This is a genomic window from Pyrodictium brockii (genome assembly GCF_055379715.1).
Map to the genome: position 1 here is coordinate 243102 of NZ_AP042401.1, position 22462 is coordinate 265563.

The 22462-nt window shown below is 67.8% G+C and carries 25 protein-coding genes and 1 pseudogene; 13 read left to right on the plus strand and 13 right to left on the minus strand.

Annotation, left to right across the window (positions count from 1 at the left end):
• Positions 1–12: 12 nt before the first annotated feature.
• A complete protein-coding gene (locus ACZ42Y_RS01365) occupies positions 13–723 on the plus strand; it encodes a DapH/DapD/GlmU-related protein (RefSeq protein WP_058370144.1) in 711 nt (236 codons plus the stop codon).
• Positions 724–784: 61 nt separating this feature from the next.
• Complete coding sequence (locus ACZ42Y_RS01370) at positions 785–1102, plus strand: ATP cone domain-containing protein (protein WP_058370143.1); 318 nt, start codon at positions 785–787, stop codon at positions 1100–1102.
• Between the two features lie 86 nt (positions 1103–1188).
• Here ACZ42Y_RS01370 and ACZ42Y_RS01375 read toward each other — a convergent pair whose 3' ends face one another.
• From ACZ42Y_RS01375 to ACZ42Y_RS01390, 4 genes are all read right to left on the minus strand, one after another.
• A complete protein-coding gene (locus ACZ42Y_RS01375; protein ID WP_236698081.1) occupies positions 1189–1557 on the minus strand; it encodes a nucleotidyltransferase domain-containing protein in 369 nt (122 codons plus the stop codon).
• Positions 1520–1954 (minus strand): HEPN domain-containing protein, encoded by a 435-nt coding sequence (locus ACZ42Y_RS01380; protein WP_058370142.1) that lies wholly within the window; start codon positions 1952–1954, stop codon positions 1520–1522. Before ACZ42Y_RS01380 ends, ACZ42Y_RS01375 begins: the two co-directional genes overlap by 38 nt.
• Complete coding sequence (locus tag ACZ42Y_RS01385) at positions 1951–3090, minus strand: DegT/DnrJ/EryC1/StrS family aminotransferase (protein ID WP_058370141.1); 1140 nt, start codon at positions 3088–3090, stop codon at positions 1951–1953. The genes ACZ42Y_RS01380 and ACZ42Y_RS01385 overlap by 4 nt, the downstream gene beginning before the upstream one ends.
• Positions 3091–3253: 163 nt before the next feature.
• A complete protein-coding gene (locus ACZ42Y_RS01390; protein WP_201783062.1) occupies positions 3254–3691 on the minus strand; it encodes a hypothetical protein in 438 nt (145 codons plus the stop codon).
• Between the two features lie 146 nt (positions 3692–3837).
• Here ACZ42Y_RS01390 and ACZ42Y_RS01395 point away from each other — a divergent pair, with 146 nt between their 5' ends.
• A complete protein-coding gene (locus tag ACZ42Y_RS01395; RefSeq protein WP_058370140.1) occupies positions 3838–4134 on the plus strand; it encodes a hypothetical protein in 297 nt (98 codons plus the stop codon).
• A gap of 578 nt (positions 4135–4712) precedes the next feature.
• On the opposite strand, the gene ACZ42Y_RS01400 is transcribed toward ACZ42Y_RS01395, so the two are convergent.
• The gene (locus ACZ42Y_RS01400) at positions 4713–4844 is read right to left on the minus strand and encodes a hypothetical protein (RefSeq protein WP_269082794.1); all 132 of its coding nucleotides are present in this window, start codon (positions 4842–4844) and stop codon (positions 4713–4715) included.
• Positions 4845–5069: 225 nt separating this feature from the next.
• Between ACZ42Y_RS01400 and ACZ42Y_RS01405 the strand changes: the two genes are divergently transcribed.
• Positions 5070–7352 carry a GNAT family N-acetyltransferase gene (locus ACZ42Y_RS01405; RefSeq protein WP_464735539.1) on the plus strand — a complete coding sequence of 761 codons (2283 nt, stop codon included), beginning with the start codon at positions 5070–5072 and terminating at the stop codon, positions 7350–7352.
• Here the strand turns inward: ACZ42Y_RS01405 and ACZ42Y_RS01410 are convergent.
• Positions 7270–7515, minus strand: coding sequence for a hypothetical protein (locus ACZ42Y_RS01410; protein WP_058370138.1), 246 nt, complete (start codon positions 7513–7515; stop codon positions 7270–7272). The two genes, ACZ42Y_RS01405 and ACZ42Y_RS01410, sit on opposite strands and share 83 nt — an antisense overlap.
• Before the next feature lie 275 nt (positions 7516–7790).
• Between ACZ42Y_RS01410 and ACZ42Y_RS01415 the strand changes: the two genes are divergently transcribed.
• Entirely contained in the window at positions 7791–8657 is an 867-nt protein-coding gene (locus tag ACZ42Y_RS01415; RefSeq protein WP_464735540.1) for a universal stress protein, read from the plus strand.
• Here the strand turns inward: ACZ42Y_RS01415 and ACZ42Y_RS01420 are convergent.
• Positions 8643–8765: a hypothetical protein gene (locus ACZ42Y_RS01420; RefSeq protein ID WP_464735768.1), complete on the minus strand. Its 123-nt coding sequence runs from the start codon at positions 8763–8765 to the stop codon at positions 8643–8645. The genes ACZ42Y_RS01415 and ACZ42Y_RS01420 overlap by 15 nt on opposite strands.
• Positions 8765–9217 carry an archaemetzincin family Zn-dependent metalloprotease gene (locus ACZ42Y_RS01425; RefSeq protein ID WP_464735541.1) on the minus strand — a complete coding sequence of 151 codons (453 nt, stop codon included), beginning with the start codon at positions 9215–9217 and terminating at the stop codon, positions 8765–8767. Before ACZ42Y_RS01425 ends, ACZ42Y_RS01420 begins: the two co-directional genes overlap by 1 nt.
• 191 nt (positions 9218–9408) lie before the next feature.
• Between ACZ42Y_RS01425 and gatA the strand changes: the two genes are divergently transcribed.
• Both gatA and ACZ42Y_RS01435 read left to right on the plus strand, forming a co-directional pair.
• Positions 9409–10899 carry an Asp-tRNA(Asn)/Glu-tRNA(Gln) amidotransferase subunit GatA gene (gene gatA, locus ACZ42Y_RS01430; RefSeq protein ID WP_464735542.1) on the plus strand — a complete coding sequence of 497 codons (1491 nt, stop codon included), beginning with the start codon at positions 9409–9411 and terminating at the stop codon, positions 10897–10899.
• 125 nt (positions 10900–11024) lie between these two features.
• Positions 11025–11405: a hypothetical protein gene (locus ACZ42Y_RS01435; RefSeq protein ID WP_168371192.1), complete on the plus strand. Its 381-nt coding sequence runs from the start codon at positions 11025–11027 to the stop codon at positions 11403–11405.
• Positions 11406–11452: 47 nt separating this feature from the next.
• On the opposite strand, the gene ACZ42Y_RS01440 is transcribed toward ACZ42Y_RS01435, so the two are convergent.
• A complete protein-coding gene (locus ACZ42Y_RS01440; protein WP_058370133.1) occupies positions 11453–12478 on the minus strand; it encodes a uroporphyrinogen decarboxylase/cobalamine-independent methonine synthase family protein in 1026 nt (341 codons plus the stop codon).
• Positions 12479–12740: 262 nt separating this feature from the next.
• On the minus strand, positions 12741–13871 hold the full coding sequence (locus ACZ42Y_RS01445) for a DUF1646 family protein (RefSeq protein ID WP_464735543.1): 1131 nt from the start codon (positions 13869–13871) through the stop codon (positions 12741–12743).
• 280 nt (positions 13872–14151) lie between these two features.
• Here ACZ42Y_RS01445 and ACZ42Y_RS01450 point away from each other — a divergent pair, with 280 nt between their 5' ends.
• Genes ACZ42Y_RS01450 through ACZ42Y_RS01460 form a run of 3 tightly spaced genes read left to right on the plus strand, consistent with a single transcriptional unit; the run spans position 14152 to position 15872 of the window.
• A complete protein-coding gene (locus ACZ42Y_RS01450) occupies positions 14152–14355 on the plus strand; it encodes a MoaD/ThiS family protein (RefSeq protein WP_058371317.1) in 204 nt (67 codons plus the stop codon).
• Positions 14348–15418 (plus strand): TIGR00269 family protein, encoded by a 1071-nt coding sequence (locus ACZ42Y_RS01455; protein WP_058370131.1) that lies wholly within the window; start codon positions 14348–14350, stop codon positions 15416–15418. Before ACZ42Y_RS01450 ends, ACZ42Y_RS01455 begins: the two co-directional genes overlap by 8 nt.
• Positions 15408–15872, plus strand: coding sequence for a 4Fe-4S ferredoxin (locus tag ACZ42Y_RS01460; RefSeq protein WP_236698077.1), 465 nt, complete (start codon positions 15408–15410; stop codon positions 15870–15872). The genes ACZ42Y_RS01455 and ACZ42Y_RS01460 overlap by 11 nt, the downstream gene beginning before the upstream one ends.
• A gap of 55 nt (positions 15873–15927) precedes the next feature.
• Here ACZ42Y_RS01460 and ACZ42Y_RS01465 read toward each other — a convergent pair.
• Positions 15928–16785: pseudogene (locus ACZ42Y_RS01465) on the minus strand (cation efflux transmembrane domain-containing protein); the annotation flags it as partial.
• Positions 16786–17027: 242 nt separating this feature from the next.
• Between ACZ42Y_RS01465 and ACZ42Y_RS01470 the strand changes: the two are divergent.
• Positions 17028–19706 (plus strand): cation-translocating P-type ATPase, encoded by a 2679-nt coding sequence (locus tag ACZ42Y_RS01470; protein ID WP_058370128.1) that lies wholly within the window; start codon positions 17028–17030, stop codon positions 19704–19706.
• On the opposite strand, the gene ACZ42Y_RS01475 is transcribed toward ACZ42Y_RS01470, so the two are convergent.
• Positions 19703–20005 carry a hypothetical protein gene (locus ACZ42Y_RS01475; RefSeq protein ID WP_058370127.1) on the minus strand — a complete coding sequence of 101 codons (303 nt, stop codon included), beginning with the start codon at positions 20003–20005 and terminating at the stop codon, positions 19703–19705. The genes ACZ42Y_RS01470 and ACZ42Y_RS01475 overlap by 4 nt on opposite strands.
• Positions 20006–20211: 206 nt before the next feature.
• On the opposite strand from ACZ42Y_RS01475, the gene ACZ42Y_RS01480 reads away from it, so the two are divergent.
• Positions 20212–20937: a TIGR00266 family protein gene (locus ACZ42Y_RS01480; protein ID WP_464735544.1), complete on the plus strand. Its 726-nt coding sequence runs from the start codon at positions 20212–20214 to the stop codon at positions 20935–20937.
• On the opposite strand, the gene ACZ42Y_RS01485 is transcribed toward ACZ42Y_RS01480, so the two are convergent.
• Positions 20920–21882, minus strand: coding sequence for a DNA glycosylase family protein (locus ACZ42Y_RS01485; protein WP_464735545.1), 963 nt, complete (start codon positions 21880–21882; stop codon positions 20920–20922). The two genes, ACZ42Y_RS01480 and ACZ42Y_RS01485, sit on opposite strands and share 18 nt — an antisense overlap.
• Before the next feature lie 96 nt (positions 21883–21978).
• On the opposite strand from ACZ42Y_RS01485, the gene ACZ42Y_RS01490 reads away from it, so the two are divergent.
• A complete protein-coding gene (locus ACZ42Y_RS01490; protein WP_058370125.1) occupies positions 21979–22443 on the plus strand; it encodes a small multi-drug export protein in 465 nt (154 codons plus the stop codon).
• Positions 22444–22462 lie beyond the last annotated feature (19 nt).

Here is a 22462-nt window from a genome sequence, read left to right on the forward strand (position 1 = left end):
CTGGGGCGCCGTTTGGAGGGCTATGTCTCGCCTAGGGCCCGGGTGCTCGGGAGGCTTGGGCCCGGCGCGGTGGTGCTAGGCCCGAGCACTGTTGGCGAGGGGAGCCTGGTCGACGGCGGCGTGGTGATCGGGTACCCCGTCCGGCGGGGGCTCCGGGGCCTCCTCGGCAGGAGCGGCTCGGTAGGGTGGGGCGAGCTCGACGCAGCCAGCAGCGGGGCCAGGATTGGGAGGGGCTGCGTCATCCGCCGGGGCAGCGTGGTGTATGAGCGGGCCGTGCTCGGCGACGGGGTGGAGACGGGCCACAACGTGGTGGTGAGGGAGGACACCATCGTGGGCGAGGGGACGGTCATAGGGACCGGGGTGGTTGTGGATGGGAGGGCCAGGATAGGCCGGGGGGTGAGGATAGAGACAGGGGTCTACATCCCCCCGGGCACGGTTATAGGGGACAGGGTGTTCATCGGCCCCAGAGCCGTGTTCACCAACGACCGGTACCCTCCCTCGAGGAGGCTCGCCGGCGCGGTGGTTGAGGACGAGGCGGTGATCGGCGCCAACGCGACAATCCTCCCCGGGGTCCGGGTGGGCCGCCGGGCGGTGGTCGCCGCCGGGAGCGTGGTCACCAGGGACGTGCCGCCGGAGACCGTTGTGGCGGGGGTTCCGGCGAGGCCAGTGGCGTCGAGGGAGGAGTACGAGGAGAAGAGGAGGCGCTGGGAGGCCGGGGGCTAGCCACGGCCAAAAAGTATTACTATGCTCTATCATGCGGATACTGGGCGGAGGGCGGCGGACCATGTGCCTATGGGTCCCAGAGGTGACCGTTGTCAAGAGGGACGGGAGCAGGGAGCCCTTCATATACGAGAAGGTGGTTGTCTCCTGCCTCAAGGCGGGCGCGACCCTCGAGGCGGCCCGGAGGATAGCAACCAAGGTCCTAGCCAGGCTGATAGCCGAGGACCGGAAGGAGGTAGCAGCCAAGGAGCTCACACGCTGGATCCTGGGCATGCTCCGCGAGGAGAACGAGGAGTGGTACCGCAACTGGGTAGTCTTCGACCGCGCGGTGAAGAGGAGGAAGACGGAGGAGGAGCTCAAGCAGAGGGAGGAGAGAGGCTAGAGAGGGCGCCCAGGAGCCGGGCCACGCTACTGTTTTCCTCTCCCCCCGGGGGCCTGGCCCCCTGCACCCCCGATGCCCAGGGCCTCCTAGCCCCCGTCGAGCGGGACTACTCTACCCCTCCTCCGGTAGCCCTCAAGGTCCTCTGACCCTATGATGTGAAGCTCCACGGGGGCGTAGAGGGGTAGCCCCTGCCTCTCCGCCTCCTCTAGTATCCTCGCCCGGAGCTCCACTGCCTCCGTGTAGGAGGGCCTCCGGGGGAGGACCACTAGCACGTCTATGTCGCTGGCCACAGTGAGCCTGCCCTCCGCGGCGCCCCCAGCCAGGTAGAGGCGTGCCCCGGGCACGGTCTTCTCCACGGCCCTGCGGACCGCCTCGATGTAGCTTCTCCAGCCCGCCAGCAGCCTCAGCGGGGCCGGCCTAGCCCCGCGGCTCCTGGAAGACTCTCTCCTCGACACGACGGGCCAGCCCCACCACCTTCCTCGCAGCCTCTAGTATGGCTTCAGCCTGGCTGCGGGAGTACTCGAAGGGACCGTAGACTGCACGCACGCGGGCCTCCTCCAGCTCGGCTAGGATCCTCCGGCTGGAACGCACGAAGTCCTCCACCATGCCCGCCAGCTCGTCGAACCCGCTCCCGCGGAGGACGAGGGCTAGGGCGCCCAGTAGGCTCCGGATGCTGTGCCCCCTCCACTCCTCCCCGGTGAGCCTGTAGAGAAGGGCCTTGAGGTAGAGCTGGGCCGCGTACTCGGCGTTCAGCACGGCCAGGTCGTGCTCCCCCTCGGCCTGTAGCCTCTCGGCGTTCCGGAGCATCGCCTCCGCCCGCCTAGCTAGGAGCCTGGGGTACTCGCCGCTCAACCCCCTGCCCACCTCCGGGGACGCCGCTCCCCGGCCTCCCGGAGCACCTCCTCCACGGTCTCCGCTATCCAGCGGGCCTGGTCGACCGTGACCCCTGGGTGGACGGGGAGGCTTAGCACCTCCCTGGCCGCCCTCCGGGCCTCCGGGCAGCCCCTGGGGCAGTCTATGCCCAGCCTCCTGTAGAGGGGCTGGTCGGGTATCGCCCTGGGATAGTGCACCGCCGTTCCTATCCCCCTCCTCCTCAGCTCCTCTGCTAGCTCGTCCCTGCCGAGGGGGGCCTCGGGGGTGACGCGTACCACGTACTGGTGGTAGACGTGGCGGGCCCAGGGCATCTCTACCGGGGGCTCCACCCCCTCCACGCGGCTGAGTATGCCTGTCATTGTCCTGGCGTTCTCCCTCCTCCTCTCGTTCATCCACTCGAGCTTGCGGAGCTGGACCCTGCCTATAGCGGCCGCTATGCTCGTCATCCGGAGGTTGTAGCCCAGCTCCACGTGGAGGTACTTGGCCGCCTGGCCGTGGTCGCGGTGCATCCTAACCTTCTCCGCCACCCTCCTGTCATTAGTTGTCACCATGCCGCCCTCGCCGGTCGTCATGTTCTTGGTGGCATAGAAGCTGAATGCAGCCGCGTCGCCGAGGGAGCCGGTCCTCCTGCCAGCGTAGAGGGCCCCGTGGGCCTGCGCGGCGTCCTCTATGAGCACCAGGTGGTGGTCCTCGGCTATCTCTCGGAGAGGCCTCATGTCCGCCGGGTGGCCGTAGAGGTGGACTGCTATAATCGCCCTGGTCCTCGATGTGACCAGCTCCACAACCCTCTCGGGGTCCAGGTTGTAGGTAGCCGGGTCTATGTCGGCGAAGACCGGCCGGGCGCCCTGGTGCAGGATCGCGTTAGCGGTGGCCACGAAGCTGAACGGTGTGGTTATCACCTCATCCCCAGGGCCGACTCCGTACGCCCGGAGTATAAGGTCCAGCGCCGCGGTGCCGCTGGAAACGGCTACAGCATAGTCCACGCCGACGTACTCGGCGAACTCGCGCTCGAACTCCTCCACCTCCGGGCCGTGGGCCAGCACCCCGGAGCGGAGGACCCTGGCTACAGCCTCCAGCTCCTCCTCCCCGATGAAGGGCCTGGCCACCGGTATCAACACTGGAAGCCTCCGTCAAGGGTCATGGAGGCCTCCCCGAGGAGTTAAAGCCTCCGGCCCAGGGGCCCCGAGAACCCCCCGGGGGCTTGCAGAGGGGGAGTCGAGGGCCGCAAAACCAGGAGGATGGATCAGATAGGCCGCCTAGGGGCCAGGGGAGAGCGTCTCAAGCCTCCTGGCCCGCCGGCTCGCCGGGCTCCCCGGCCTCAAGCCACTCCTCCAGCTCCCGCTCCTGCCTCTCCAGCTCCTCGAGGTTCCCGGGCATCTTCCTGACCCTGAACACTCCTATCCTGTAGTCGTAGAACTCCTCGCTGCTCGGCGGCTCCACCACCGCGACCAGCTCCGCCTCCGCTCCGAGGTCCTCAAGCACGTAGCGGAAGTCGTCCACCCAGTCGTTTATCCCGCAGGTCTCGCAGAAGCTCCCCTCGAACACCACATAGGCCGTGTCGCCACGCACCTTCAACACCCTGGCCCTGGCCTCGGCGCCCCGGTACCTGTTGTACCGCCTCACAGCCAGGTCCAGGAGCCTCCGCAGCCGGTCCTCGAACCCCTTTTCCCTCGGCGCAGCCAGCACCATGGCCGAGAAGCCACCCCCGGGTGACAAGTAGTACACACTTTGAGAGCGCTGAGGACCGCCCCAGGGTTATAAGCATGCGTTCAAGCCCCCGGGGGCCAGCAGCACGATACTTATACAAGAATCATATAATACCCATGCTAGTGCTAGACTAAACAACCCGGGGACCCGGCGCTATGACCGAGCCCCAGGAGGCCAGGGCAGAGCTGGCCTCCACGGAGGAGGCGGGAGAAGGCCTCTACACAGCAAGGCTGCTCATAAGTTACAGGGGGAGACGCTACACGGTGGAAGCCAGGAGGCTCATCCGCCGCCCCGCAGCCGCGTCGGCAAGACAGCAGGGAGACTACCTACTCATAGAGCTCTACGACGACCAGGGCAAGCCAGTGGCAACATGCTGCATCCACCGGGGGCACCTGGAGAAAGGCTGCCTAGACTGCCCAAGCCTCCTAAACCCGCCACGAGAGAGCCAATAAACCCCACAGCAGGGCTAGACGCCAGAGAGACGCGGGAGCCGAGGAGAGCCCCTCCAGGCAAGGGGGCTCCCCCGGCCCCGCCCCGCCGACAGGGCCGCGTACACGGCCCAGGCGTGGGAGGACGCGGGGACCGGCAAGGCCGGCAAACCCCTCCCACCCCCTACTCGCCCCAGCCCACCGCCCGCGCAAGGCGTGGGGGGATGAGGCAAGGGCGAGGGACCAGGGGTACACGAGGAGGCGCCGTTACGGCAGCTGCGTGAGAGGCCCGTTTCTACATTGGGCTTACCTCTCGCCACGGAGACCTCCAGGTTGACTCCGTCGAGGGGCTTGGCGGCCTGTCTTCCCCCATGGCCTTCCTCGGGTGCCGCCAGGACTGCGCGGAGCTAGAGGTGTGTAGGGTAGCGGGGGAGATCCGGGCTGGGGGCCCCGGATCCCATTCACGCATAGGATCCCCGGCCTCTATTAGACCAAGCCTTCTCAGGTCATTGACGAGCAGCGGGTAAGAGGAAGCGGCTACGTACCTGGCATGCCTAGCTAATCCAGCCTCGTTCAAGGAGATCTTTAAGATCTCAACAGCTTCACTCCTTGGATAGCTCCCTGGCCGAGGCTTTAGCCGGCCTCAGCGCTGCCCTGCTCAAGACTTCCAGCAGCTCCCCGGCGTCAAGCCTCTTAAGCGGCCGCAGCAGGTACGGGTTATACCTCTGGCTCAAAACTCGTCAGCCCTTCCTGAGCAATCGTTGCTCCCAGCCCTCCAAGCCCCCGGAAGCATCAATATTAGCATCATCAATATTAGCATGAGGCCCAGGGGATTCCACCGGAAAAGCCTCATCAGGGAGGGCTAAAACCGGCGCCGCCCCGAAGAGCTGCCATGAGCCTTGGACGGCTCTCCAGCAGGCATAGATCCATAGATCGCTGTCCGGGGTGCTGTGCTGGTCTTGGATGCCCGTGTCAGGGGGGCCTTGGAGGGGTTTGCCGAGGCTGTGCGGGGATCGGGGTACCGGGGGCTCGTTGTGCTCCACTCCCGTAGCCCGGGTGGTGTTGCTGCCGAGGTTGTCGAGCTCCTGGGTGCCAGCGGCGGCTGCGTGGTTGTCGCCCCCCGCAGGCTCGTGCCGTCCTGCCCCGGTGGGTGCCGGTGCTTCTCGCCCGGCGGCTTCCGGCGGGCTCTCGGGCTTGGAGCCGGGCTGGTAGTTGTCGCCACTGATGGGCTTCTCCGCCCCAGCCTTGTAGCCGGCGTCTCGGGCATAGTCTCGGCGGGCGGGCTGCTCGTCGTCGCTGCTCCCCCGCTGGAGGAGTGGGACCCGGGGGTTGGGGGTGGAGGTTACCGCGGGTACCTCCTGTCCAGGCTGAGAGCTGCCCGTGTCCTCTTCTGGGCTGACGCCGACTCCGGAAGGGTCTACGCCCACCGCTCTCCCCGCGGCCGCGCCGGCGGCTGGGCCCGGGGCCCCGGGGGCTATCGTCCCCGGGGCCCGGTTCCCCGCGGGCTGCTGGAGCTGGCCGCCACGCCTGGCCAGGCCAGGGCGCTTGACGAGTTCTCCCTGTTCCTGGGCTCCCGGGCCCGCAGCTTCCTGGTGACGGGGGACCGTGGGAGGGGGAAGAGCTTCCTCCTGGGGCTCGCGGTGGCGCTGGCTGTGAGGCGCGGCGCGGTGGGCGAGGCTGCCGCGGTCGCGCCGGAGCCGTGGGCTCTCGAGAGCTTCTTCCGGGGCCTCGTGGAGGGCCTCGGGGCGCTCGGGGTCGGGTATCGTGTCCGCAGGCGCGGCGGGGACGTGGTGGCTGTGACGGGGCCCTGGTTCCGGGTGGCCTACTATCCACCGGGGGAGGCCCGGGCCGCGGGCATGCTCGTGGTAGATGAGGCTGCGGCGGTGGGGGCTGCGAGGCTGAGGAGGCTCTCCTGGAGGAGCGGGAGGACGCTGACGGCCACCACGGTGCACGGCTACGAGGGGAGCGGGATGGTGTTCGCCCACATGGTGGGGGAGATCCTACCCAGGCCCCTGGTGCGGGTCGAGCTTGCCGAGCCGGTCCGCTACCCGCCGGGGGACCCGCTGGAGGAGTGGGTCTACGAGACCTTCCTCCTCCGCGCCGAGCCCGGCGAGCCCCCGCCGCCCGAGAGGCTAGGCGGCGTCGCCTACGAGAGGCTCGACGCAGGGAGGCTCTCCCGCGACCCGGGGCTGCTCCGCAAGGCCTACGGGCTGCTGGCGCTAGCCCACTACCGTACCGAGCCCGACTACCTACTGGTCCTCCTCGAGCCCGGCGGCCACACGCTCCACATGCTCCGCGCCGGCGGCAGCCTGGTGGCCGTGGCCGACACCGCCACCGAGGAGCCGGGGGCCGGGGGCGGCGGGAGGCTGCTCCATAGCCTGCTCCGGCTCCACGCAGAGGGGGCCGCCGAGGCCCGGGCCGTGAGGGTTGTGAGGATAGCCGTCCACCCCAGTCTCCAGCGCCGGGGGCTCGGCTCCACGCTGCTCCGCCGTGTCGAGGAGTGGGCCCGGGGCCTGGGGGCGGACCTTGTGGGGGCTGTGTTCGCGCGCCACGACGTGCTGGGCTTCTGGCTCCGGGCGGGCTACACGCCGTTCTACGTGAGCCCCCGGTACAACAGGTTCACGGGGGAGAAGAACATCGCTGTGGCGAAGCCTCTCACGGGCCTGGGGGAGAGGCTTGTACTGGAGGCTGCTGGGGAGCTCCGGCTGAAGCTCCTCCTCTCCAGCCACAGCGTCTACAGGGACCTGGCGGCGGAGAAGATAGCGGCTATGCTGGAGAGGCTCCCCCGCGTGGAGCCCCCCGTCAGCCTGGCGAGGGGGCAGGCGAGGAGGCTCTGCCTCTACCTCCGCGGCGCACTGGAGGCCGAGCAAGCCATGGACGCGCTCTACCTGGCGGCCGTCATAGCCCTCTCCAGGCCCCGCGGGGTGGAGAGGCTGCGGGGCAGCCTCCTGGTGCTGGCGGTGGCTAGGCTGCTGCAGGGCAAGCCCCCCCGACGAGGCCGCGGAGGCGGCAGGGCTGGGCCTGGAGGAGCTGCCCGCCGCGCTCCGGGAGGCTGCGGGGCTGCTCGCCGGGGAGGCAGGGCTGGACTGCGGGGGCACCCAGCCCCGGGACGGCGGTGGAAAAGGGTGGAGGGGAGGAGGCCTCTAGGGGCCCGAGGGGCTAGTGCATGTAGTAGTAGCCCGGCAGCGCCAGGAACACCAGTATCGACACTACCAGCAGCACCGCGCCCAGCGTCGTCGTGATCCTGCCCCACTTGAGGCCTGCGATGAAGCCGCCGAAGGTGAAGGCTATAATGTCCAGCACGTACGCCACCGCCGCGTACTTCGTCGCGCCGAGCGGCAGGGCTGCAAGGGCTAGGATGAGGCCTATCACGAAGACCGTGGCTGCGAGAGCCCTCTCGCCCACCGGCCATCACCAGAAGCCGCACAATCCATACTGTTTAACCGCAGGCCCCTGAACTATTTCTCTCCTCCGCTCTGGGCCCGCTGGCCCCGAGGGGTGAGCAGTATAGGCCGGTGGAGCCTCCCGGAGGCCACCCCACGGGGCCCGTGAGGAGGCACCTCCACACCCCGGCGCGGCAGCCCCCTAGAGGGGAGGGGCTGTGGCGACTGGGCAAGGTGCCGAGGCCCCTGGTTTAATTGCCGGTTCGAGAGCCGTCTAGCCTCCCCGGGGGCCGCGCTGTGGAGCCCAGCGGCTGCAGCTACAGGCACGCGCTGGTGGGATTAGACCTATCCAGGGTATCGGATCTCCTCGTCTCCTGGCTCCCGAGCCTCCAGAGGGTGGGCACGAGAGTGCTCACCCTCGTCCACGCCATACCCCTGGAGGAGGTCGAGCACGTCGCCGCCGGCTACCCCGTGGACAGGCTGGAGGAGGAGTTGAGGCAGGAGGCCTTGGAGAGGCTTAAGGCCTACGCGGCCGAGCTGAGGAGCCGGGGCTTCGAGGTCGAAATCCTCAGGCCCGTGGCCGGTGTGCCCGCTGTGGTGCTGGCCGAGGAGGCGGCGAGGCTCGGCGCCGACTACATAGTGGTGGCCGAGCGGGGCCAGGGCTGGCTCCGCCGCATCCTCCTAGGCAGCACGAGCGAGGAGGTGGCCCAGATAGCCGACCGGAGCGTCCTGGTCTCCAAGCCCTACGTCAGGGCCGAGGGGGAGAGGAGCCTCCAGGCCCCCGGCGACCCCTGGGGCGGCCCCCTCCTCGCCGCCCTGGCCCTGGACGAGGGCGACGAGCCGGTCCTATGCAGGGCCGTGGAGGCCGCCTCGAGGACGGGGGCTAGGCTGGTCCTGCTCCACGTGCTCGAGGAGGGCGAGGACGAGGAGGAGGCCCGCAGGAGGCTCGAGGAGCTGGCCGAGAGGGCCCGCTCGCGGGGAGCGGGGGAGGTGGAGGCCATGGTAGCCAAGGGTAAGCCTTCGCGGGCGATACTAGGCGAGGCGGCCAGGCTGGACGCCAGCATCATATTCATAGGCGCCGGCGGCGAGAGGGGCAGGGAGCTGGGCACGACGGCTGAGGCCGTGCTCCGGCGCGCCAAAGTGCACGTGCTAGTCTGCAAGTAGGTAGCCCGGCGAGACCGCCACCCCCAGGCCCGCCAGCCTGGCGGCGCAGCGGCTGCAGTACCTGGGCTCCTTCGCGTCGACCTCCACTATGCTGTTGCTGAAGCTCATCACGCAGCGGGGTTGCTGCAGTGGCCGAGGCCCAGGGCGTGGCCTAGCTCGTGGAGCGCCTCCTTCAGCAGCCTCAGCCTGTAGAGGGCCTCGTCGGGCGCATGGCCGTAGAACTCGGGGCGGAGCCTGGCGGTGTAGACCACGGCCGCGCCGCCGCCGAGGACGGCCTGGCCGAAGACGAAGTTGAGCCCGGGGCTGTAGGCATCCGTCCGGGCGACGAGGAGCAGCAGGTCCGCCCCCGTGGCGCGGCGGAGCCTCACCGCCTCCTCGAGCAGGGCCTCGCTGAGGTACTGGCCCCGCCCCGGGTCGTAGGCCCCTGGGGGCAGGGGGACCTGCCTCTCGAGGACCCTGGCCGCAGCCCCCGTGTAGGCCTCGGAGAGCCTGGCGGCGAGCCACTCCAGGCTCTCCCACGGCTCCCCCGCGGCCCCTGCGACGAGTATCATGAGTCCCATGGAGGCGCCCCTCTGGCTACCTAGCCGCCCTCCAGGCGGCGTAGTGGAGGCCTATGGCTAGGAGGAAGAGCAGGAGCCCCACCACCGCTGCTGCTAGCTGGCGGCGCGTCAAGCCCGCCGCCCCAGGGCCCCTCTGGGAGGAGCCCTGGTTAAAGGGGGCCCCGGCGGCACCCGGGCCCTGGGGCAGGGTTATGGGCGTCTACCGGCTGCCGGGCTGGCTTCTCCGCGAGAAGCTCCTCGAGGGCGAGATAGACCCGGGCGAATACGTGGCGTCCGTCTACGAGAGGATTGAGAGACTTAACGGGAGGCTTAACGCATACATAACGGTGAGGCCCCGGGAGGAGGTGGAGAGGGAGGTTAGGAGCAGGCTGGAGGAGGCCAAGAGCAGGGGAGGCCTCCCCCTGGCGGGGCTCCTGGTAGCGGTCAAGGACAACATCCATGTCAGCGGGCTCCCGGTTACCTGCGGCTCCAGGATGCTCGAGAAGTACATAGCAGTCTACGACGCCACCGTGGTGGAGAGGCTGCGCGGGGCCGGGGCCGTGGTGGTGGGGAAGACCAACATGGACGAGTTCGCCATGGGCTCCACCGGGGAGACCAGCGCCTACGGCCCCGCGAGGAACCCCTGGAACCCTGACAGGGTGCCCGGGGGGAGCAGCAGTGGCACCGCCGTGGCGCTCGCAGCCGGCATGGCTACGCTGGGGCTCGGGAGCGACACCGGCGGGAGCATAAGGATGCCCGCGGCCTGGACGGGGGTTTACGGGCTGAAGCCGACCTACGGGCTGGTCTCCCGGTACGGCCTCGTCTCCTACGCCGACAGCCTCGAGCAGATAGGCCCGATGGCCAGGAACACCCGGGACCTCGCCGCGGTGCTCGAGGCGATAGCGGGGTTTGACCCGAGGGACTCCACCAGCCTCCGGACCAGGCCCCAGGGGCTGGTGGAGGCGGCTGAGAGGGGTCTACGGGAGGGCGCCCATGGGCTGCGGGTGGCGGTGCTCCAGGAGTTCATGGAGCACCCCGGTGTAGACGAGAGGGTGAAGGGCCTCGTAGAGAGGGCCGCCGGGCTGCTCCGGGATGCCGGGGCCGTGGTGGGGGAGGCCAGGCTGGGCAGGGAGGTGGCTGAGTACAGCCTCCCGGCCTACTACGTGATAGCCATGGCGGAGGCGAGCAGCAACCTGGCCCGCTACGACGGGGTCCGCTACGGGCCCCGGGAGCCGCCCAGGCCCTGGGAGGGCTGGAACACCTACTACTCGAGGATACGCGCCAGGTACCTCGGCGCCGAGGTCAAGCTACGCATAATGCTCGGCTCCTGGATGCTGAGCGCCGGCTACCGCGACCAGTACTACATACGCGCCCTCAGGCTCCGCCGGCTGGTCCGCGACCGGCTGCTCAGGCTGCTCGAGGACAACGATATCCTGCTCGCCCCCGCGGTTATAGCGCCCCCGCCCAGGCTGGGCGAGGTGGCGGACGACCCGGAGAAGATGTACGCCCTCGACCTGGCGACGGTGGTGGCAAACCTCTCCGGCGTGCCCGCTGCAGCCGCGCCGGCCGGCTGGGTGGAGGGGGTACCGCTCGGGGTACAGCTGATAGCTAAGCCTTTAGCCGAGGACAGGCTGTTGCAGGCGCTCGGGGCCCTGGAGGCCGCGAGCGGGCTCCACGACCTGGTGGCGGAGCCCGCCGGGTAGCACGAGCCCCCTGGCCCCTCTGCCCCTCCGGAGGGGAGATCTGATATAGGGGGAGCAGAGTGGGGCAGCCCGCCCCGGGGCGCCTCCCCGGGCCCCTCCCGAAGCACCCTGGTGGAGGGATCTTGGTGGCTAAGGAGCTGAATGGAGGCTCCAAGCCCAAGAGCTGGAGCCCCTCAACCCTGCTCGAGGCCCTACGCACAAGCTTCGACGACCTAGAGGCCTACGCGTACATAAACGGGGGTGACCTCGTACTCCGCTCGGAGTACGAGGTCCTCGTCATCCGTGTCCCGGGCAGCCTCGTCTACTGGGACCTCGAGGCCTACCTCTACAAGCTAGGTGCCCAGGTCTACGAGTGCAGGAGGGGCCTGGGCTTCATCCTACCCACGTCCTCGGGGCCCAGGCTGGTCTTCCACGCTAGGATGATACACCGGGAGAACGGCATGGCCTACATAGCTATAGAGCCGAGGGGCGTCGCCGCCCGGGGGGAGAGGCCCAGGCTCTGCTAGCTCCACCATCTCCTCTTTTCAAGGGAGGCGGGGCCGGCCCCGGGGCTCTAGGAGGACCCGCCCCTGCCACCCTCCCCGCGGTAGCGCTCGGCTATCCCGGCCAGTATCCTCGTCTTCTCGAGGGCGTACTCCAGGGGTATCAGGTCGAGCCAGGCGCTGGTTGTTATGAGCAGCTTCTCCGCCCCGGCAGCCTTCACGGCCCGGTCGAGCACATCCCTAGCCTTCTCGTAGCTGTCCGGGTATATGTCGCGGGCCTGCACCACTCCAGCCCCGAGGCCGTGGCCCCCGATGCCCTTTGCCTCTAGGAGCCCCAGGGCCTTGGAGGGGTTGTCTGCCATATCCAGCACTATGTAGTCTGCCCTCACGTCTAGGAGTTTCTCGTACACCTGGGGCTCCGGCACGTTGTAGGGTATAGCCAGCCTCGTGGCGGCGCCCTTGGAGGAGGCCTCCGAGAGTATCCTGGAGTCCAGCTCGGCCGCCAGGGCTGCGTCGTCCGGGCCAGCGTCCAGGTCCGCGAGGAAGGGCTCGTCCACCTGCACCACCGCGGCGCCTGCCTCGGCCGCCTTGGACGCCTCCCTCGCCAGTATCTCCGCTATAGCCTCTGCTAGCTCCTCCAGGCTCCTACCAGTATTGTTCCTGGAGAGCCTGGCGAAGGTCACGGGGCCGGGGAGGACCACCTTGAGCCCCGCGAAGCCGGGGAGGACCCTGCGGATCTGGATCACCCTGGGGGCCAACACGAGCCTCTTAGGGTCAGGCATGTCCGTGAAGACCGGGATCCTGTAGAAGAAGTTGTTGTCGAACCAGCGCAGGAGGCCATCAACCGCCACACCCCTCCACGCCTCGGCGAAGGGGCGGAGAGGGTCGTGCCAGTCCACCACCGGGTCAACGACCGTCCGGAGCCCGGCGCCCAGCTGAGCCCCAAGTATCATGACTGTGTCCTCCCAGGCCACGCGGAGAGCATCCATGAAGCCCTCCTCGGCCCTCTCCTCCAGCCTGCGCAGGGTCTTACGGAGCCTCTCGCTCCGGGGGTAGCCGCCCAGAACCTCAGCCTCCACAACCAGGGCCACGGCCACGCCACCCGAGACGCAGAAGCCCCCGGGGCCTGGAGGATTAGAAGCACTTCCCCAGAGCCACGGGAGAGGACACAGCCGGGCCCTCCAGCGCACGAAACCCACAGTGCCCCGGCTCCTGGCCGGCCCCCGGGGCCTGGGCGGGATGCTTGCCGCTATGGCTGGGGCGGTTTGCCGGTGCTGCTTCCGCCTGGTGGAGAGGCTGGGGTCTCCCCGGGGGCTGTGGCTCCTCTGTTAATCCTGGCTGCACCCTCTGTGGGCGGGGCTAGAGGGGGGTGTAGAGGAGCAGGAAGAAGATGGCTAGCAGCGCTATGCCGAAGGGTATTCCTATCCGGGCCCACTCCTTGGAGGTTATCCCAAGCCTGCCTGCGGCGACTATGTTGGGTATGTTTCCTGGTATCAGCATGCCGCCGGAGACTATTAGGCCTAGGAGCGCTGCCTTGATCTGGCTCAGGGTTAGGAAGGGCCCTATCTCCGCGGCAGTGAGGGTTGCGTTGTCCACCACCGCTGAGATCATGTTGACCCAGTAGAGGATGTAGGGGGGTATCCTGGTGAAGTACCACTTGACGAGGGGTGTGAAGCTGGTGCCCAGCAGCTCCAGCGCGGCCACGAAGATGTAGACGCGGACCGCGCGTATTATCACCGTGTAGAGGGTCTCCCCGTACACCACGCCGCCCACCATGCTCTCCCTGGCCTCCTCCCCGGCGCCCCTGGAGACCCGGAGCGCCGTGTAGGCCGCCACCGCGACCACCGCGGGGACTATGTAGGGGCCCAGGAGGCGGAGGAGGAAGTCGAAGCCCGCATGGTATGGCGGGACGGAGAGCTTGCTCACGGCTATGGTGGCCAGGGGCTCGCCCACCGGGGTCAGCGCGGCCCCCATGCCCAGGGCGAAGGCTGCCAGCACTGTGGCCTCCACCTTCCTCTCCCGGGGGAGGGGTACCGCGGCCATTATCTCTGCGAACACGACGGCAGCCACTATCACCGATATTATGCTACTGGTTAGGCCGAGCAGCGTTATCATAACGAAGAGGAATCCGCGGAGCCCCAGCCTCTGCAGCAGCCCGCCTATCCCACGGTATATGGGGTCGTGGTACCGCCAGAAGATGAGGCCGGCGATGAGCACGACCTGGGTTATCCCTATGGGCACCCCGTGGAGCATCACCGGGGTTAGGAGCGCCTTCTTAGCCAGATCCGCGAGCCCGCTCGCCGGGAGTATGCCTGCAGCGTAGATGGCTGCCACGGCTATTATACCCATTACCAGGAAGAATGGCTCCAGGTTCTCCTCAACCCTCTTGGAGACCATGGGCAGGGCTAGCACTGCCAGGAGTATCGAGACGAGGACGCCTACCACGCCCGCCACTGGCTCCTGGGGGATGTGGAGCACTACCTCCTCCACGGAAGACACCTTGACAGCCTTTCGGGTCCCCGGGCTCCTCGGCCTCAGAGTGGCTCTAACCTACGGCCAGGGCCTGGGGGTAGAAAAGCAGCTGGGGCCAGAGGGGCTCGGGGAGTGCAAGGGATCATCAGCCCCGCGGGCGGTCAGGAGGCTCAGGCGGTCCTCACTGCCGCCGCGCCCGAGGATGGCCCGCCGGGTGTTTTTGACTCCTACAGGCCGGGCCGGGGCAGCATCATTAGCGCCCCTCCGGCCCCTGGGGCAGCCCGGGGGGCTAGGGGCTGTGGCGGTGAGGGTGCGGATACTCGGCCAGGGGGAGAGGCTGGTGGAGCATCGTAGGGGCATGACCGTGGGGGATGTCTTGAGAGAGCTGGGGCTACTTAGCAACGAGTACGTGGTGGCCCGCAGGGGGAGGGTTGTGACTGAGGACGAGCACGTGGAGGACGGGGACGAGTTGATCCTGTACCCGGTGGTGTCTGGTGGCTAGGTGCAGCGTCTGCGGCAGGCGCGCGGTCTACGTTAACCGTGCGGCGGGCGTGGCCTTCTGCGAGCGCCACTTCCTAGAGTACTTTGACAGGAAGGTGCGGAGAACGATAAGGAGGTATAGGCTCTTCCGCCCCAGGGAGCACATAGTTGTAGCGGTCTCGGGCGGCAAGGACTCGATGGCACTCCTCCACTACCTCCGGGGGCTCGCCAGGAGGGTGCCGGGCTGGAGGGTTACGGCGCTCCTCGTGGACGAGGGTATAAGGGGCTACCGTGAGTACACTGTGAAGAGGCTCGTCGAGTACGCCGAGGAGCACGGGGTCGACTACCATATAGCCAGGTTCAAGGACTACATAGGATACACGCTCGACGAGATAGTGAGGAGGGGGAGGGAGAGGGGGCTCCCCTACCTGCCATGCACTTACTGCGGCGTCTTCCGCCGCTACATAATGAACAAGGCTGCCCGGGAGCTTGGGGGCACGGTGGTGGCCACGGCCCATAACCTGGACGACGTGGTGCAGACCTACTTGATGAACATTATCGGGAACGACTGGGAGAAGGTGGTTAGGCTCGGCCCGGTCTCAGGGCCGGCCAGCCACCCTAAGTTCGTCCGCAAGGTCAAGCCCTTCTACGAGGTTCTCGAGAAGGAGACAGCGCTCTACGCTGTGATCAACGGGCTCTACACGGGGTTCGAGGAGTGCCCCTACGCCAGGCTCAGCATACGCTGGAGCGTGAGGAGGATGATAAACGAGCTGGAGGAGAGGAGCCCGGGGGTCAAGTACTCGCTGCTGAGGAGCCTGGAGACGGCGATAAAGCTACTCCGCAGCCAGGGAGCCGGGGAGGCGGAGAGGCTCTACACCTGCGCCCTCTGCGGCGAGCCTTCAGCCCACCCGGTGTGCAGGGCGTGCCAGCTGAGGCTGCAGCTCGGCATAATGGAGGTTAGCAGGGAGAAGCTGGAGAGCCTGCCGCCCGAGGCCCGCAGGATGGTCGAGGAGTCGCTGCGGCTTGCGGAGAAGAGGAGGCCCGGCGGACGGGGAGACGGGGGTGGCGGGAGCGGTGGCCGGTAGCGGGGGCTGCTTCTACCGCCTCCCCCGCCTCATGGACGTGAACGTGGCCTCCCGCTATATCCGGGGGAGGAGGAAGCTGCTCATAGTCGGGAGGTGCATCGAGGCCGAGAAGCCCTGGGCCCTCGAGAGGTTCCCCGAGGAGGAGTACGTGAGGCTGAGCGTCTGCCTCGAGGACGACCACGTGAACATGGCGGGCTTCAAGCTGGCCGGCATACTCGGCCGCCTCGAGTTCGAGGAGGTGGCTGTGCTGACCACAGATGGGAGCATGCACTGCATCCAGCTCCACTTCATGGTGGAGGAGGTGTTCCGGCTCCTACGCCCCCGGGCCCGGAGGCGCCACTTCGTCGTGGAGGGCGGCCGCGTTGTAGAGGTGCCTCCGGAGGCCGTGAAGACCGCCCGCTACCTGTCGCGGGTCGCGCGGCTGCTCTCCCGGAGCCGCGGCGAGGGCTCCTAGGGGCCTCCCTGCCCCTCTCGGGGACCAGGACCACCAGGGCCCTGAGGATCTCCGGTATCTCGTGGACAAGGAGCCTGGCTATTCTCATAGCCTCCCGGTGGGCCTCGCCGAGCGTCATGTCTGGGGGCGCTTCCAGCCAGAGCTCCACCTCGCGGAAGGTGCCGTAGCTCTCGACGCGGAGCCTCCTTATACGCTGGTGCCTCGAGTAGCGGCGGAGCACCGCCTCAACCTTCGAGAATGTGGAGAGGTACTCGCTCCTAGGCACCACGCCCACCAGGTGCATTGCTGCCTCCCTGGCGGCGCCCAGGAGGCTGTAGGCGACGTAGACGCTCATAGCGGCCACAGCGGCCTTCTCGGGCAGGACTGTGCCAATCATGTTCGAGGCGACCACCGCCAGGCCGCCGGAGACCTCGAACACGGTGTCGAGACCGAGCTTCTTGGCTATCATCCTCACGGCCACCATGTCTATGCCGGCGCGGTCTAGGCTGCGCAGCGAGAGCCTCTCGAGGAGGTAGCTGGCAGCGCCGCTCGCCAGCGGGTAGGCCGCCAGGAGCAGCGGCGTGGGCCCCGAGCTATCGTGGAATAAGTTGCGGGTGGCTGCCGCGAGCGAGACCGCTAGGGACGCCAGGGCTGCCAGGAGGACGGCCAGCGACTCTATCCGGAGTATCTCGTAGCGGGCACGGTAGACGATAGTCCTTGAAGCCGCGACCTTGAAGGCCAGGGCGAGCCCGCCGAAGCTCATAGCCTCCACGAGCCATACAAAGGACTCCATAAGCACTACGCCGGAGGGCCTCCAAGTGTAGAGGGCCAGCCCTGCGGCCGAGAGCAGCAGCGAGGCCAGGGACACGGTATAGGCTGAGCGCAGCGCGGCGGTAGCAGTCAGTATCTTCCTGACAGCAATCCTCCTCGCCATCCCCACCACCCCTCCCCTATGGCCGCGGGAAGGCGAGGAGCCATGCAGGGCCCCGGAGGCGCCCCCTGGAGCTGCAGAACCGGTGGACGCTCAGTGACGACGCGGGTCGAGAGAGGCTCCCTCTTTAGCCTTGCCCTAGCACCTGCCCGGCCTGCACCCCTACAGGCCCCGAGGGGCTGCGTTGATTTATCCCGGCAGAGCCCCGAGAGCCCAGGCCCTAGGAAGGGGAGCAGGGAGGCTTCATGGAGGCGCCGTGCATCCTCGAGAACCCCCACACGCTGCCACCAGAGGAGGCTGCCAGGAGGCTCGGCGTGGACCCCTCCCGGGGCCTAAGCAGCGAGGAGGCTCGGGAGAGGCTGGAGCGCTGCGGCCCCAACGTGATCGAAGCCGGCAAGAAGAGGGGGTTTCTCGAGACATTCCTGGAGCAGTTTAAGAACATGTTCGTGGTCATGTTGCTTGTAGCCACCGCGTTCAGCTTCTACGTTGGCGAGACCGTCGACGCGCTGCTCATACTAGCCATAGTAGTGTTCATGGCAGTGATGGGCGCGGTGCAGGAGTACCGGGCGGAGAGGATCCTCGAGGCGCTGCGTAGGCTGGCCTCGCCCCGGGCTAGGGTGCTCCGCGACGGGAGAGTTGTGGCTGTGGACGCATCAGAGGTGGTGCCCGGCGACATAATAGTTGTGATGGAGGGTGACAGGGTGCCCGCCGACGCCAGGCTGCTGGAGGCTAAGAGCCTCTACGTGGACGAGTCAATGCTCACCGGGGAGAGCGTACCGGTCGCCAAGAGGGCTGACGTGACCCTGCCGGGTGACACAATAGAGCCCGAGCGCGTCAACATGCTCTACGCCGGCACCTTCATCGTGAGGGGGGCCGGGAGGGCCGTAGTCACGGCCACCGGGCGGAACACCTACATGGGCCGCATAGCCCGGATGGTGGCCGAGGCAGGGGAGGAGAGGACCCCGTTCCAGCTGGAGCTCGACAGGCTAGCGAAGAGGATAGCAGTGATGGTCACCGCCATAGCGGCGGCCGCCTTCACTGTGGGCTACCTCCTCCGCGAGGCGAGCCTCGTCAACCTGCTCCTTACCAGCATAGCCCTAGCCGTTGCCGCCGTGCCCGAGGGGCTCCCCGCCATAGTGGTCATAGCGTTCTCCATCGCAGCCTGGAACATGGCGCGGAGGAACGCTCTGGTGAGGCGCCTCGCAGCGGTGGAGGCGCTGGGGTCCGCCAGCGTGGTGGCCACGGATAAGACGGGCACGCTGACTATGAACGAGATGACGGTGAGGCAGCTACACACCCCCGACGGCGGAGTCTACACGGTGACAGGGGAGGGCTACAGCCTGGAGGGCGGCGTCTACGAGGGCGATAGGAGGGTCACAGTGGAGGACAGCCCCCTACTAAGGCTGGCGGCGCTGGTGGCAGCTCTCAACAACAACGCGGCCATAGAGGACGGGAGGGTCCACGGAGATCCTCTCGAGGCAGCGCTGCTCGTGCTGGCGCACAAGCTTGGCCTGGACCCGGGCGACGCCCGGAGAAGGTATAGGAGGCTCCGCGAGATAGGCTTCAGCAGCGAGAGGAAGCGGATGACAGTGGTGGTAGAGGGGCAGGAGGGCATACTGGTTCTCTCCAAGGGCGCGCCCGAGGTTATAATCGAGAGGTCGTCGAGCTACATGACCCGCGGGGGCTCGGTGAAGCCCCTGGGCGTGGAGGAGAGGAGGGAGCTGCTCCGCCGCGTAGAGGAGGTGGCGGCAAGGGGGTTCAGGCTGCTCGCGCTAGCCTACCGGAGGGGCGGCGCGGAAGACCTGGAGGCGGGCGAGGACGAGGTGGAGTCGAGGCTCACCCTGCTGGGCTTTGTAGCAGTCATAGACCCGCCTAGGCCCGAGGTGCCGGAGGCCGTCCGGAGGGCCCTGGAGGCCGGGATCCGGGTGGTGATGGTTACCGGCGACCACCCCTCGACGGCGAGGGCTGTGGCTGAGATGATAGGGCTCCCCAGGGGCAGGGTTGTCACTGGCCAGGAGCTGGAGAGAATGAGCGATGAGGAGCTGAGGGATATTGCAGAGGAGGTGGCCATCTTCGCGCGTGTCACGCCGGAGCACAAGGCGAGGATAGTGAAGGCCTACAAGGAGAGGGGCCACATAGTGGCTGTGACCGGGGACGGTGTGAACGACGCGCCCGCGCTGAAGCTCGCGGATATAGGGGTCGCGATGGGGAAGAGGGGTACCGAGGTGGCAAAGGAGGCGGCCGACATTATACTCCTCGACGACAACTTCGCAACCATAGTTGCGGCTGTGGAGGAGGGGAGGAGGAGCTTCGACAACGTGAAGCGTACAGTGCTCTACCTGCTCTCAGCCAACCTGGCGGAGGTTGCCACAGTCTTCTACGCTGCTGTGAGGGGGATAGGCGTGATATTCAACGCCGCCATGCTGCTCTGGCTCAACGTGGTGACAGATGGGTTCCCCGCCGCGGGCCTGGCCTTCGAGCGGGCCGAGCCAGACGCTATGAAGCGGCCGCCCCGGCGCCGGGGGCAGCCGATACTCGGGAAACCCCAGTTCACCTACCTGGCCCTGCTAGCCACCGTGGAGACGCTGCTGACGCTGGGGCTCTACCATCTCTACGCGCCACGGGGCCCCGGCTATGGCAGGGCCGCCGCCTTCCTGGGCCTCATGTACGCCGAGCTCGCCCAGAGCCTCGCGCTCCGGAGGCTCAACACCCCCATATCGCTGGGCATGCTGGCCTCCAACAAGCAGTGGCTCCTAGGCTACCTGGCCGGGGCCGTGCTCGCCGCGCTGGCTGTGACCGCGCTGGCAGGGCTCTTCCACGCCGCGGGCCTCGGCCTCGGGGATGTGGCTGCGATCTACCTGCTAGCCCACCTGGTAGTGCTGGGGTACGAGGAGTCCAGGAAGAGGCTGGGGCTCCACGTCTAGCCGCCCTTCTCCATCCTCACCCGCGCCTCCAGCAAGCCCTGGTCCGCTATGACGAAGTAGGTCCAGCCCTGGGATATAGGCACGCCCTTCGCCTTCTCTACCAGTATCTCCCCGACCGCCACCCCGGCCTTGAGTGCCTCGCTGTGGTAGCCCACGACTATGAACACGTCGACCATGTGCTCCAGCACCGCCGCTATATCGGCGTGGAGCTGGGTCGGCGTATGGAGCGTCGCAACCACGGGCACTCTGCGGCGCTTAGCCAGGGAGACACGGAGCATGTTCACGAAGTCGTAGACCACTGTCGGCTCGTAGTAGAGGAGGAAGGGGGTTCAGGCTGTCCAGCACCACGAGGCCCCGGCCTCTCATGGAGCCGGAGTCGACCAGCCTCTGGAGAGCCGCCGCGACCATGCGGGTGTCGAGGCTCGGGAGCCTCTCGCCTAGCAGGGGTATGCCCAGCTCCACGTTGCCCCCGGGCAAGGGGGGCTGCAGCCTCCAGGCTGGTTAGATGCGATCGCCCGGAAGAGATATTAGGAGGAGCACGGCGCCAGGCCCCCGGGGCTTCGTGGAGTGGTCTAAGGAGTATAGCCCCGCCTACACAGTCCTCAAGGTCCGCCTCGACCCCGGGGAGGAGCTCTGGAGCCAGCCCGGCGCAATGATGCTTATCCGGGGCAGCGTCGAGGTGGGCACCGAGAGCGGCGGCCTGGGCAGCGCGCTCCTCCGCAGGCTCGTGGGCGGGGAGAGCTTCTTCCTCAACCGGTTCCGCGCCGAGTCCCCCGCGGAGATCTGGCTGGTCCCGAACCTGCCCGGCGACATAGAGGCGCTGGAGCTGCGCGGCGACGAGTGGGTGGTGCAGGATACCAGCTACCTAGCCCACCACGGGGACCTGAAGGTCTCGGCCAGGTTCCGGGGCATCCGCGGCCTCGTCGCGGAGGGCGAGCTCTTCTGGCTCAGCGTCCGGGGCACCGGCACCCTCTGGGTGAACAGCTACGGCGCTATAGACAGGGTGGAGGTGCCGGCGGGCGAGAGGATTACGGTGGACAACTACCACTTCGTAGCCATGCCCGCCGACACGGAGTACAGGGTGAGGAAGCTGGGCGGCATGAAGACCCTATTCTTCGGCGGGGAGGGACTGGTGATAGAGGTTGAGGGGCCGGCGGTTCTCTACCTGCAGACCCGCACCCTGCCCCAGCTGGTGGCGGAGATCGCTAGGAGGCTACCTGGATCCAAGTAGAGGGGCCGAGGCCATGGGCGGGGTGTACTTCCAGAGGGAGATGGGCGAGGGCTCGACCAGGCCCGGCCGGTTCTCGCCCCGGCGGAGCCTCTCGAGAGCCCTCCGCAGGGGCTCGGCGTCGAAGCCTATGGTGGCGTGGAGCGCTGCCAGCCCCCTCCACCTGCCGAAGCGTCTTGAGATCTCATCCGCCGCGACCTGCTCCGGCACCTTGTAGGCCTCTGCCGCCAGCCGCCGGAGCCACCGGTCCATGGGGAGGGCTGAGTAGTCCCTGCACGCCAGCAGCCGGACGAGCGCGTAGGAGTAGGGGCCTATCCCATGTATCTCCCGGAGCCTCTCGAGGCTGCTGCAATCCAGCTCATGGGCCCTGCTCTGGGCTAGCCGGTGCACCGTGTGAGCCCGGTAGCCCAGCCTGGCCTCATGGAGCACCTCGAGGCTGAGGCTGCTGGGCCGAGGCGTCTCGAGGTAGACGCCGTGAGGTGTGCGGAGCCTCCTGGAGGCCAGGAGGTGGAGCCTGTAGAGCATACCCCAGCCCTGCTTGAACCCCGCGTTCTGCTGGCAGACCGCTACGAGGGATGCGTACCAGACGCTGGTGCTTCTCATCCTCATGCCCGGCATGGTTTCCACGACCCCGCCCGCCAGGGGGTCCCCGCGGGCTAGCCGCTGGTACTCGCCAAGGTCCTCGCCCATCCCCATGATCCACTGTATCCTGCTTATCTCCTCCTCCCAGCACTTCTCGCCCCTCTCCGCGTAGACCTCCAGGAGTATGCGGTCCCCCTCCTCCCTCATAACCGCCACCGAGCCGGTGCACAGCTCCACCTTCACCAGCTCGCCGTCGAACATCCAGCCGAAGCTGTAGACCCTGCCGGTGTCGCGCAGGCTGTAGCCCTCGGGCCTCTTAAGCTCCAGGGTATAAGCCTTCTCCAGGACCAGCGACGCGCTCTCCAACCCCGAGCTGCTCCCCACACGTTAACGAATACCGGTGGCAGCTGGCTTGCATAAAAACATCCAGGGACCCCCCGGGGCGGCGGGGAGTAGGGCTCTTTGGATAGGACGGCGCTCATGCTGGCCCTGGCTGGGCTGCTACCCGGATTAGAGCCACGCTACGCCTTCCCCCTCCTAGCCGTGAGGCTCGGCCTTCTCCCCGCCCTAGCTGTGGCGGCCGCCGAGACGTTGGCACTGGCCTTGGCGCTCCCCCTGGTGGCCGAGAGGGCCTGGCTACTGCTCGTTAGGTGGGGCGGGCGCCTAGGCATCGCGTCGAGGGTGACCGCGAGGATCGAGAGGGCCAGGGAGAAGGCACGGAGGCTGGTATCGAGGTACGGTGTCCCAGGCCTAGCCGTCTTCGTAGCCATACCGCTCCCCGTAACCGGCATCTACACCGGCGCCGTGGTTGCCGCGCTCCTAGGCGTGCCCAGGGCGAAGGCCGGCGTAGCGCTGGCCGCCGGGGGCATGGCGGCACTGCTGCTGGTCGCCCTCCCCGCGCTAGGGGCAGGCCACCTAGCCGGGTGAGCAGCCAGGAGGCCGGGGG

Bases quoted from the DNA above. Each gene is read 5' to 3' on its own strand.
- ACZ42Y_RS01420 (WP_464735768.1), bottom strand. From the start codon at position 8,765: ATGAGCTTCAGCAACAGCATAGTGGAGGTCGACGCGAAGGAGCCCAGG.
- ACZ42Y_RS01480 (WP_464735544.1), top strand. From the start codon at position 20,212: ATGCGATCGCCCGGAAGAGATATTAGGAGGAGCACGGCGCCAGGCCCC.
- ACZ42Y_RS01395 (WP_058370140.1), top strand. From the start codon at position 3,838: ATGACCGAGCCCCAGGAGGCCAGGGCAGAGCTGGCCTCCACGGAGGAG.
- ACZ42Y_RS01370 (WP_058370143.1), top strand. From the start codon at position 785: ATGTGCCTATGGGTCCCAGAGGTGACCGTTGTCAAGAGGGACGGGAGC.
- gatA (WP_464735542.1), top strand. From the start codon at position 9,409: ATGGGCGTCTACCGGCTGCCGGGCTGGCTTCTCCGCGAGAAGCTCCTC.
- ACZ42Y_RS01425 (WP_464735541.1), bottom strand. From the start codon at position 9,217: ATGGGACTCATGATACTCGTCGCAGGGGCCGCGGGGGAGCCGTGGGAG.
- ACZ42Y_RS01470 (WP_058370128.1), top strand. From the start codon at position 17,028: ATGGAGGCGCCGTGCATCCTCGAGAACCCCCACACGCTGCCACCAGAG.